The organism is Massilia sp. Soil_C_3 (assembly GCF_057657035.1).
In genome coordinates, this window is record NZ_JBDGJG010000007.1 from 323,223 (window position 1) to 333,814 (window position 10,592).

General features: G+C 67.7%; 9 protein-coding genes. 4 read left to right on the forward strand and 5 right to left on the reverse strand.

Features of this window, described 5'->3' with window-relative positions:
- Position 1: 1 nt before the first annotated feature.
- The 3 genes from AC3A6F_RS16645 to AC3A6F_RS16655 all read left to right on the forward strand — a co-directional run bounded on the left by AC3A6F_RS16645 (position 2) and on the right by AC3A6F_RS16655 (position 2,864).
- Positions 2-1,681 (forward strand): PepSY-associated TM helix domain-containing protein, encoded by a 1,680-nt coding sequence (locus tag AC3A6F_RS16645; protein ID WP_487682622.1) that lies wholly within the window; start codon positions 2-4, stop codon positions 1,679-1,681.
- Positions 1,674-2,000 carry a DUF3325 family protein gene (locus AC3A6F_RS16650; RefSeq protein WP_487682623.1) on the forward strand — a complete coding sequence of 109 codons (327 nt, stop codon included), beginning with the start codon at positions 1,674-1,676 and terminating at the stop codon, positions 1,998-2,000. The genes AC3A6F_RS16645 and AC3A6F_RS16650 overlap by 8 nt, the downstream gene beginning before the upstream one ends.
- A 225-nt stretch (positions 2,001-2,225) precedes the next feature.
- Positions 2,226-2,864: a superoxide dismutase gene (locus tag AC3A6F_RS16655; protein WP_487682625.1), complete on the forward strand. Its 639-nt coding sequence runs from the start codon at positions 2,226-2,228 to the stop codon at positions 2,862-2,864.
- A gap of 235 nt (positions 2,865-3,099) precedes the next feature.
- On the opposite strand, the gene AC3A6F_RS16660 is transcribed toward AC3A6F_RS16655, so the two are convergent.
- The 5 genes from AC3A6F_RS16660 to AC3A6F_RS16680 all read right to left on the reverse strand — a co-directional run bounded on the left by AC3A6F_RS16660 (position 3,100) and on the right by AC3A6F_RS16680 (position 9,765).
- The gene (locus tag AC3A6F_RS16660; RefSeq protein WP_487682627.1) at positions 3,100-5,160 is read right to left on the reverse strand and encodes a TonB-dependent receptor; all 2,061 of its coding nucleotides are present in this window, start codon (positions 5,158-5,160) and stop codon (positions 3,100-3,102) included.
- Between the two features lie 96 nt (positions 5,161-5,256).
- Positions 5,257-6,570, reverse strand: coding sequence for a fumarylacetoacetase (fahA, locus tag AC3A6F_RS16665; protein ID WP_487682629.1), 1,314 nt, complete (start codon positions 6,568-6,570; stop codon positions 5,257-5,259).
- 19 nt (positions 6,571-6,589) lie between these two features.
- A complete protein-coding gene (locus tag AC3A6F_RS16670; RefSeq protein WP_487682631.1) occupies positions 6,590-7,540 on the reverse strand; it encodes an alpha/beta fold hydrolase in 951 nt (316 codons plus the stop codon).
- Between the two features lie 83 nt (positions 7,541-7,623).
- Positions 7,624-8,577, reverse strand: coding sequence for a tripartite tricarboxylate transporter substrate-binding protein (locus AC3A6F_RS16675; protein ID WP_487682633.1), 954 nt, complete (start codon positions 8,575-8,577; stop codon positions 7,624-7,626).
- A gap of 153 nt (positions 8,578-8,730) precedes the next feature.
- The gene (locus AC3A6F_RS16680; protein ID WP_487682635.1) at positions 8,731-9,765 is read right to left on the reverse strand and encodes an alpha/beta fold hydrolase; all 1,035 of its coding nucleotides are present in this window, start codon (positions 9,763-9,765) and stop codon (positions 8,731-8,733) included.
- Between the two features lie 246 nt (positions 9,766-10,011).
- On the opposite strand from AC3A6F_RS16680, the gene AC3A6F_RS16685 reads away from it, so the two are divergent.
- Positions 10,012-10,584 (forward strand): TetR/AcrR family transcriptional regulator, encoded by a 573-nt coding sequence (locus AC3A6F_RS16685; RefSeq protein ID WP_487682637.1) that lies wholly within the window; start codon positions 10,012-10,014, stop codon positions 10,582-10,584.
- Positions 10,585-10,592 lie beyond the last annotated feature (8 nt).

Genomic DNA, 10,592 nt, shown 5'->3' on the forward strand with positions numbered 1-10,592 from the left:
TATGTTCCCTAACTTCCGCCACACGATGGCCTGGCTGCACACCTGGTTCGGCCTGGCGCTGGGCCTGGTGCTGATGGTCGTGTTCTTCTTCGGCTCGCTGTCCGTGTTCGACCGCGAAATCGACCGCTGGGCCATCCCCGACACCCGCTACGAACCGCAGCCGATGCCGTCGTTCGACAAGATGCTGGCGCCGATCTTCAAGGAGATGCAGCCCGACGCCGCCGCCCGCGCCATGACGGCGCCACTGGCCAACGGCCCGCTGCCGGCCCATTTCGACACGCCGCGCAGCTGGGGCGCCTATACCACCCACCGCGATCCGGTGCTGCTGCTGTTCGCCGGCTACGAAGTGCCGAACGCTAAGGACCACGAAACGGCGATCTGGGCCAACCGCACGGTCGACCCGCGCACGGGAGATGCCCTGCCAGTGGATCGCCTCAAGATCGGCAGCGAATTCTTCTATCCCCTGCACTACAGCCTGACCTTCGACTGGAAGAACGTCGGCTACTGGATCGTGGGCTTCTCGGCCCTCATGATGCTGATGGCCCTGGTCACCGGCGTCATCATGCACCGCAAGATTTTCCGCGAACTGTTCACCTTCCGTCCGAAGAAGAGCACCCAGCGCAGCATGCTCGACCTGCACAACCTGACCGGCGTCGTGGCCCTGCCCTTCCACTTCTTCTTCGCCTTCACCGGCCTGGTGATCTTCGCCTACATCTATTTCCCCGTCACGCATACCCAGCTGACCCCGCTGCACGACCGCCACGAACTGATGGAATCGAAGGAAACCGGCCTGCCGCACGACCGCGCCGGCGTGGCGGCCCCGATCGCCTCGGTCGACGCCATGGTGGCCGAAGCCCAGCGCCGCTGGGCCGCCAAGGGCATGGCCGGCGACGTCGGCTACCTGAACATCCAGCACGTGGGCGACGCCAACAGCTATGTCAGCGTGTACCGCGCCGGCACCGACCGCGTGCAGCTGACCGGCGAAGGCATCCACTTCAAGGCCTCCACCGGCGAGCTGCTGCGCGAGGACCCGCCGCCGACCGTGGTGGCGCGCATCAATGAGTTCCTGACCGGCCTGCACCTGCAGCACTTCAAGCACTGGCTGCTGCGCTGGCTGTACGTGCTGGGCGGCCTGTCGGGCGCGGCCTGCATCGCCACCGGCCTGTTCTTCTTCGTCGAGAAACGCAAGCGGCAGCATGCCAAGCAGGGCGTGAGCGGCGCGCGCGTGGTCGACGCGATGTCGGTCACGGTCGTCACCGGCATGCTGGTGGCCACCCTGTGCATGCTGATCGCCAACCGCCTGCTGCCCGACGTCATGCCGGCCGGCTGGCCGCTGCGCGGCGCGATGGAGAAATACCTGTTCTGGGGTAGCTGGATCGTGGCCGGCGCGCACGCCTTCTGGCGCACCGCCGCCGTCGCCGATGGCCGCCTGGCCCCGGCCTGGCGCGAGCAATGCCTGGCAGTCGCCGTGCTGGCAGTGACGGCGCCGGTGCTCAACTGGATCACCACCGGCGACCACCTGCTGCGCACCATCGCTTCCGGCTACTGGCCGGTGGCCGGCGCCGACCTGTTCATGCTCACCGGCGCCGTGCTGGCGGTGCTGGCCGCGCGCAAGCTGCGCCAGCGCGAAGCGCGCCCGCTGGCGGTCAAGAACGTGACCCTGGAGGCCGGTCATGCCTGATGCGCTGCTCCTGCTGTTGGCCCTGCTGGCCTCCCTGGCCGGCATGGGCTGGTTCGCCCTGTCGATGGACGTGCACTGGACCCAGGCAAGGGGTGCGGCGCCTCTCCCCCCGGCCCTGGCCAAGACCCTGCGCCTGGGCGGCGCAGCAAGCCTGCTGCTGTCGCTGGTCCTCTGCCTGACGGTGGATTCGCCATCGATCGCGGTGCTGGTATGGTTCATGGCGCTGGCCGGCGCCACGCTGACGATCGCCTTCACGCTCACCTGGCGCGCCAGCATCCTCGGGATGCTGGTATTCTGGACAAGACCAGGCGCCCGGTGAGTTGTCCCTGGGGTCGCGTTCGCGCGCCCCGTCCTTCTTGCCGGTTTTGCCCGCATGGCACGTCGCCGGAACGGCGCGATCGAGAGGGTCGCGCATTCCACTTGACCTCAAGCACGCTTGAGGTTGTGTAATACGACCTGACCATGCAAACCGCGGGACCGACCGGTCCCGGTGCAACGTTTCATGCCGGAACAGTGTTCCCAACCATCTGAACGGAGAATGATCATGCCTTATGCACTGCCGCCACTGCCGTACGCCTACGATGCCCTCGAGCCGCATTTCGATGCGCGCACGATGGAAATCCATCACACCAAGCACCACCAGACCTATATCACCAACGTCAACAACGCCCTGGCCGAGGCCAGCGTGGCCGAGGTGCCGGTTGAAGAACTGATCGGCAATATCGGCGCGCTGCCGCAGAACATCCAGAACGTGGTGCGCAACAACGGCGGCGGCCACGCCAACCACGCGCTGTTCTGGACCGTGCTGAGCCCGGATGGCGGCCAGCCTTCCGGCAAGGTGGCCAAGGCCATCGAGGACGATCTGGGCGGCTTCGACCGTTTCAAGGACGCCTTCACCAAGGCCGCGCAAACCCGCTTCGGTAGCGGCTGGGCCTGGCTGACCCTGGGCAAGGACGGCAAGCTGCTGGTCGAAAGCAGCGCCAACCAGGACAATCCGCTGATGGGCGAGTTTGCCGGCATGTCGGGCGGCACGCCGATCCTGGGCCTGGACGTGTGGGAACACGCCTATTACCTGCAATACCAGAACAAGCGCCCTGACTATATCGCGGCCTTCTTCAACATCATCAACTGGGCCGAAGTCGAACGCCGCTACGAGGCGGCCCTGGGCAGCCAGGTCGGCTAACAAGCACTGCACCAGGCGCGTCGCTACTGCCCGCGCAACAACGTCGTCCCCGCGCAACAACGTCGTCCCCGCGCAACAACGTCGTCCCCGCGCAGGCGGGGACCCAAGCTTACATGCGTAGCCACTTAATTTTTGTTAAGTGGTTCGTATAAATACTTGGGTCCCCGCCTGCGCGGGGACGACGTTTTTAGGCTGGCGAAGGAATCGATCCGCCGGCTGAATGCAAGTTCTGGAACTACAGTTTCACGTTCAGCGACACATACGCCGCCCGGCCATTGCCCGACGAATACATCGGCTGCGCCTGACTCGCTGGCCAGAAGAAATTGTCGTACCACGCGTATTCATAGCGGCGGTCCGCGATATTCTTGACCTGCACGTCGACGCTCACACGCGGCGTAATTGCGTAGCGCACATTGGCGTCGAACAGCACAAAGCCGCCGTACTTGCCCAGCTCGTTCGGGCTATCAATGAAGTAATTGCCCTGGGCCCGGCCCTGCAGGCCGAAGTGCCAGCGCGCGGACGGGTGGTAGTCAAGGCCCACATTGCTGATGTGGCGCGGCGTTGAGAATACTTCCTTGCCCGCGAGCGACACGCCGTCGGCGGCAAAGGCACTGACCACTTCGGCCTTTTGCAGCGAATGCGAGGCCCACAGCTCGAGCTTGTCCGTGACCTTGCCCGACAATTGCAGGTCGATGCCTTCGCGCCGCGTCTCGCCCAGGCCGACCGTGGTGCCGGTGGCCGGCATATTCGCCACTTCGCCGGTCGCATCCTGGCGCCAGATCGCCAGGCGCAGGTCGCTGCGCGCACTGGCTTTCAGCTTGATGCCGACTTCCTTGCCGGTATTGACCGAGGCGTCGAACGGCGCCTGGCCCGGCACCAGATAGGCCGGGCCGACCGAGCCGGTGAGAATCTGGAAGGTGCGTCCCCAGTTGCCATACACGCTCACGTCCTTGGCCGGGCTGTACACCATGCTGAACTTGGGCTGCTTGATCCAGCCATAGTCCTGCAAGCCGGCGGTCTGGCCGGCCCCTGCCACGCCCGGCAGCGAGCTGCTGCCCGTGAAGCGGTCGACGCGGTAGCCCGGAACGATCCTCAGGGTGTCGGTGGCCTTGATGACCGCCTGCACATAGGCGCCGACGTTGTTGAGCTTGTAGCGGTCGTCGTTCTGGATCGCGGCCGGGGTACTGAAATCGCTCGGCAGCGCGTACAGATAGCGCTGGCGCTTGTAGCCATTGTCCTGGCGCTCGGTGTTGACGCCGCCATCGACCGTCACACGCTCGCTGGCGCGCCAGGTCAGCGTGCTCATGAAGCCGAGCTGCTGCTCGTCCCACAGGCGGCGCTGGCGCGGGGCGTGGCCGGCCGGGTTGCTGGTGAAGGTGACGCGGCGGTCGTCCTTGTACTCGTTGTAGTACAGCTTGTTACTGAGGAAGGCATTTGGCGAGATCTGCCAGTCCAGGTGCGCGCTCGCATGGTGCATGTCGCGCTCGGTGAAGTCGTTGGCATTCTTGGCCGGCGACTGGCGCCGGTCCTGGGCCAGCTCCGCGGCCGTCAGGAAGCCAGGCTCGTCGGCGTCGTGGCGGTAGGTGCGCAGGATCACGCCGCCGGTCAGCGACTTGTCCTTCGAGGTCAGGAACCACTTGCCGCCCACCGAGTACTTGTCGGAATCGCCGTGATTGCGGCGGTAGCTGTCGGTATCCTGTTTGGCCAGGAAATAGTTCTGCGAAAAGCCGTCAGCTTCCTTGCCGTAGGCCAGCTGGGCCTCGCGGGTATTGAAGCTGCCGACCGTGAAGCGGCCGTCGAGGTAGTTGCCGCCCTGGCGCGTGCCGAAGTTGATGTTGCCGCCGATATTATGCAGGCCGTAGCGCGGGTCATTGGTGCCGCGCACCACCTCGATATAGTCGACTTCCAGCGGGAAGATCATGTCGATGAAGCGCTGGTTGCCGCTGTTGACGTTGCTCGGAATGCCGTCGATCAGCACCTTGATGCCGTTGATATAGCCCTCGCCATTGAAGGCGCGGAAAGTCACCTTGCCCGACTCGGCGCCCATGCGGGTTTCGGTGAGCTGGATGCCGGGCAGCTGGCCGACCAGCTCCCAGCTATTGGTCACGTTCTTGTCCTCGATCTTGTCGGCGCCGAGCACGTCGACCGAGGTCAGGACGGTGCTCGAGCGCAGCGCGCCGGCATCGCGCTGGGCGCTGACGCGCACCTCGCCCATCACGATGGCGGGGTCGGCGGCATGGACGGCGGGCGCGAGGCCGGACAGGCCCAGCGCCAGGGGGAGCAGCTTTATTTTCATTATCGGGGAACTCGGAGTATCACAGGAATTCGATAATGATATCCCATTCTCAATAATATCGGCAAGCCGCGTCCGGGCCGCTGAAACGATTGGGGGTCAGCGCGCGGCGCAGGCACGCGCCATCGGCATGGCCGCCAGCACGGTCCCGGCGCATGCGCCGAACCCGATGCGCCGGTAGCCCGGCCGCTCGCAGAAGCCGCGCAGGATGACGGTGTCGCCATCCGCGAGCCAGCGGCGCGTCTCGCCATTCGACAGCGCCAGCGAGCGCCGTCCGGCGGCGCCCAGCTCGAGCAGCGAACCGCCCTGCTCCGGCTGCGGTCCGGACAGGGTGCCGGTGCCGAGCAGGTCGCCGCTGCGCAGCTTGCAGCCGCCCACCGCATGGTGGGCAATCATCTGCGCCACGGTCCAATAGGCGTCGCGGTAGTTCGACCGCATCAGGCGTTCGGGCGGCAGGCCGGCGCGCGCCATGGCCGCGCTCTGGAGCCATACCTCAAGGGTGATGTCGATCGCGCCAAGCTCGCGGTTGCGCGCGGAGTCGAGATACGGCAGCGGCGCGGGGTCGCCTTCGGGCCGCAACGACGGCGCGCGAAACGGCGCCAGCGCCTCCGGCGTGACGATCCAGGGCGAGATGGTGGTGGCGAAGCTCTTCGACAGGAAAGGCCCGAGCGGATGGTATTCCCAGGCCTGGATGTCGCGCGCGCTCCAGTCGTTGAGCAGGGTGAAGCCGAACAGGTGTTCCTCGGCGTCGCCGATCGCGACCCGGGCCCCGGACGCATTCGGCTTGCCGATGAAGGCGCCGAGTTCAAGCTCGAAATCGACGCAGGTCGACGGGCCCAGTACCGGCTCGATTGCAGGTGCGCCCGGGGCCAGCGCCTGGCCGTGCGGACGGTGGAAGCGCTGGCCGGAGACGCCGATCGACGAGGCGCGGCCGTGATAGGCCAGCGGCACCCACTTGTAATTGGAACCGAGTGGACTGTCGGGAAAGACCATCCGTCCGACCGCGGTCGCATGGTGGATGCCGGTATAGAAGTCGGTGTAGTCGCCGATCGCGCACGGCAGCCCCAGCTCGACATCGGCCTGGGCCACCAGGGCGGCGCGCGCCAGCCAGGCTTCGCGCTTGGCGCTGCCCTCGGCCAGGCCACGCGAGACGGCGTTGCGCAGCGCCTCGCGCGCCGCCCTTCCCTGTCCCATCAAGCGGTTCATGTCGGCGTCCGCCAGCAGGCCGGCGCGTTCGAGGTCGAGCACCTGGTCGCCGATGGCGACGCCGATATGCCAGGCCAGTTCGCCCTTGCGCCGGAAGCGCCCGAACGGCAGGTTCTGGATCGGGAAGTCGGTGTCCGGGGCGTTCGCCGACGCCACCCAGCTGAAAAGGCTGGGGTCCAGCGTGCGGTCGAGCTGCGGATTGTTCATCGCATATCCTCCGGCCGGGTCAGTGATTGAGGAAGTCGAGCAGGGCTTCGTTGAAGCCGGCCGGATCCTGCCAAGGTGCGAAGTGGCTGACCTTGCGCAGCACGAGCAGGCGCGCGCCGGGGATGACGGCGGCCGCGTACTTGAAGTGGCGCATGGTGATGAATTCATCGTGGTCGGCCGCCGCGATCGCGATCGCCGGGCCGCGCAGCGCCGCCAGCTGGGCGTCGGTGTAGTCGGGCTCCCTGGCCTGCATCGCCGCCACCGCATCGCCCAGCCGCATGAAGCCCTGCGGATCGGGGGCGATGGCCTCGTAGTCGGCGCGCAGGCGCGGGCCGATCAGCGGCAGCACCGGCGACGGCAGCGGCGCCTCGATGTGGCGCTGGTTGACGTTGGGGCCGAAGGCGAACAGCCGGCTCACGCGCTGCGGCTGGCGCATCGACAGTTCCAGGCCGACGATGGCGCCGTCGCTCCAGCCGGCCACCGCGGCGCGGCGCAGCTTGAGCCGGTCCATCACCGCCGCGACGTCCTGCGCCATCAAGGCATACGACAGCGGCTGCTCGCCCAGGGTGCTGCGGCCATGGCCGCGGCTGTCGACCAGGATCACGCGATGCTTGCGCGCCACCAGCGCGCGCACCTGGTGCCCCCAGCCCAGGCTGCTGGCGCGGCCGCCATGCAGCAGGATCACGGGCGAGCCATGGCCCACGATGCCATACCAGATGCGCGCGCCCGCATGCTCGACGTGGCCCTGCTCGGCCAGCGCCGGCAGCGGCGGCACCGCGGGCAGGGTTTCGTAGCGCGGCGGACGGGCGCTCGCGGTAGCGGTGGCGTCGGTCTGTGCGCTCGCGCTGGAGCTGGCGGCGGCCAGCACCAGCGCCGCCAGCAGGGTCGTGAGGGCGCTCAGGCAGGAATACAGCAGGACCGGGTGCGCGGCCTCATTGGCGTGAGCGACGTGTCGGGATGGCTTGTTCATCGTGCTTTCCATGGAAGTGGGAGGGGGTGCAGCGTTCCCGGATAGTTACGCTGCGCCGTCCCGGCCGGATGCACGATGGTCCGCTACTCCAGCGCCGCCCCGGACTGCCTGACCAGCGCCGTATGCTTGTCCAGTTCGGACGCCAGGAAGGTGGCCGCCTGCGCCGGGCTGTTGCCGATGAACGTCATCCCCTGCCGCGCCAGCGCATCCCGCACCTCGGTCGCGGCCAGCGCCTCGCGCGCCAGCGCATGGTAGCGCGCCACCAGTTGCGGCGGCAGGCCGGCCGGCGCCACCAGCGCCAGCCAGGCGTCGAAGCTATAGCCCGGCAAGCCCTGCTCGGCCAGCGTCGGCACGCCCGGCAGGAAGGCCGAGCGCTCCCGGGTCGACACGCCCAGCGCGCGCAGCTTGCCGCTGCGGATCAGGGGCGTCGCCACCGTCACCGACAGGAAGCCGAACTGCACCTGCTTGCGCAGCAGGTCGGCGGTCATCTGCGCCGTGCCGTTATAGGGCACGTGCTGGACGTCGAAGCCGCCCGCCTCGGCGCGCAGCAGTTCGACGGCCAGGTGCAGCAGGCTGCCGGCGCCGCCGGAGCCGTAGTTGAGCACGCCCGGCCGCGCCCTGGCCAGTGCGATCAGGTCTTGCGCGCCTTGCACCGGCAAGGAGGGAATCGCCACCAGCACCAGCGGAAAGCTGCCGATCACGGTGATCGGCGCCACGCCGGTGAGCGGATCGAACGGCAGCGCCTTGCCCATGGCGCGATTGATGACGTGGTTCGAGGCGACCATGCCCAGCACCGATCCATCCCTGGCCCCGCGCACGATCTGCGCGGTCGCCGGCACGCCGGAGGCGGCGGGCTGGTTCTCGACCACCACCGGCCGGCCCAGCGCCTGTGAAAAATGGCGGCCGATGAGGCGCGCCGCGAGGTCGGCGGTGGTCCCGGGGGCGAGCGGCACGATCATGTGCACCGGCTGCGCGTCGGGCGGGGCCGCGTGCGCCGGGGCTGGCGGTGCCAGGGCCACGGCCAAGGTCAAGGCCAAGGCCAGAAACGTGTTCGTCGCGCTCGAATGCATCCGGATTCCTTTCCTTCGATGCCGGCGAAGATAGCAGATCGGGGCGGGCGGCGCACTCCCGCCAATGGCCTGCCCCCGCCTCGCCATATCCCGCGGAGGCCGTCGCGCACAGCGTCGTTATCAGCCGGCGTCCAGCCCTTGCAGGAAGCCGATGAGTTCCTCGTTCAGGCGCTGCGCCGCCTCGTGCTGGACCCAGTGCCCGACGTCTTCCAGCCGCACCTGCTTTACCAGCCGGGGCTGGAAGCGCCGCAGCTCCTCCAGCGACGGCGTCGTCGGGTGGAAAAACCGGCACAGGCCGTCGGCCGCGCCCCAGACATAGAGCGAGGGCTGGCGGATCGCGGCATGCCTGAAGGCCGACATCAGATCGAAACTGAGGGGCAAGGCCCGGTAGTAATTCAAGCCGCCGCGAAAGCCGCTCTTCTCGAAGGCGCGCACCGTGTGCCACACATAGGCCGGATCGGCCCATGGCGGCGCGGCCACCGGCGCCGGGCGCAGCATGCCGCGCGCCGGATCGACCGGATCCCAGCGCTGTCCGGGCGGCGGGCTGGCCGATAGCCAGTACAGGATCGCGGGGATCGATTGCGATGCGGGAGCGAACAAGGTCTCGCGCCCGGGCTTGATCCAGTCCAGCGCATAGTAGCGTTCGCCCAGCCCCTTGTTGCGCAAGTCGCTCCAGGTATCGACGTCGCCGCGCGGAGCGTACGGGATGCTGATGCTGACCAGCGCGTGGAAACGGTCGGGCCGCAGCAGGGCCGCACGCTGGGCATGGTCGGCGCCCCAGTCGTGGCCGACGATGACCGCGCGCTCGATCTTCAGGGCGTCCAGCACACCGACCAGGTCGCCGACGATGTGCAGCGAGGTGTACTGGCTGGCATCGGGCGGCGCAAAGCTCTCGCCGAAACCGCGCATGTCGAGCGCCAGCGCGCGGTAGCCCGCCTCGGCCACGGCGCGCATCTGGCTGCGCCAGGTCTCGGCGGTATCGGGAAACCCATGGCAGAACAGCACCGCCGGCCCCTCTCCCTGCTCGAGTACGTGGAACGATTCACCGTTGATGCTCAGCCTGTGCCGGCGCAGGGGCGGCGCAGCGGGACGCTGGAGCGTCGCCAGGGCCGGAGCGGCCAGGCCCAGGCCGGCCACGGAGGACGCCAGCAGCACGGATCTTCTGGCGCGGGATGGCGGCGCACCGGACTGCGGCGTGGAAGAATGAAGTTTGCGTGACATCGACGACATGACTGACCTCTCTTCGTAGAGTCGGCGGGGCGCGCAGTTTCTGTCACAATACCCGCAAGAACAACGCGCGTCAGGCCGACGTGTTAGCTACCAATGGTAAGTTACCGTTGGTAGCAACCGTTGGTAGCAACTATACGCGCGCTGCGCATGCCGTCAAGCGAAGGACAATAGTTGACGAACAAGTTACCGAGGGCCGACCGCAGGGCGCAGCTGCTCGATCATGCGCACGCCATCGTGCGCGAATGCGGCACCGATGCGCTGACCCTGGGCGAGCTGGCCCGCCATGCCGGCGTGAGCAAGCCGATCGCCTACAGCCATTTCGAGACCCGTTCGGGCCTGCTCATCGCCCTGTATCGTGAAATCAACGAGCGCCGCCTGGCCGCGGTCGCAGCGGTGCTTACCGAAACGTCGCCTGTCCTGTCCGACATCGCCCGCGTCGTGTCGGACGCCTACATGGCCTGCCATGCCGCGCTCGGGCCGGAATGGCATGCGATCGGCGCCGCGATGCGGGGCGATGCCCGGATGCAGGCTTGCCGGCAGCAGATGCTCGACGGCTATGTGGACTTCTTCCATGCCGCCCTGGCGCCGGTGTCGAGCCTGCCCGGCGACGTCGTGCAGCGCCGCTGCATCGCCATCATCGGCGCGGCCGAGGCGCTGTCGGACGCCATGGTGCGCGAACACGTGACCGAACAGACCGCCTCAGACGAGCTGTGTTCGCTCATCCTCGCCTGGCTTACCTGTTAACCATCCCG

Bases quoted from the DNA above. Each gene is read 5' to 3' on its own strand.
- AC3A6F_RS16645 (WP_487682622.1), top strand. From the start codon at position 2: ATGTTCCCTAACTTCCGCCACACGATGGCCTGGCTGCACACCTGGTTC.
- AC3A6F_RS16650 (WP_487682623.1), top strand. From the start codon at position 1,674: ATGCCTGATGCGCTGCTCCTGCTGTTGGCCCTGCTGGCCTCCCTGGCC.
- AC3A6F_RS16655 (WP_487682625.1), top strand. From the start codon at position 2,226: ATGCCTTATGCACTGCCGCCACTGCCGTACGCCTACGATGCCCTCGAG.
- AC3A6F_RS16660 (WP_487682627.1), bottom strand. From the start codon at position 5,160: ATGAAAATAAAGCTGCTCCCCCTGGCGCTGGGCCTGTCCGGCCTCGCG.
- fahA (WP_487682629.1), bottom strand. From the start codon at position 6,570: ATGAACAATCCGCAGCTCGACCGCACGCTGGACCCCAGCCTTTTCAGC.
- AC3A6F_RS16670 (WP_487682631.1), bottom strand. From the start codon at position 7,540: ATGAACAAGCCATCCCGACACGTCGCTCACGCCAATGAGGCCGCGCAC.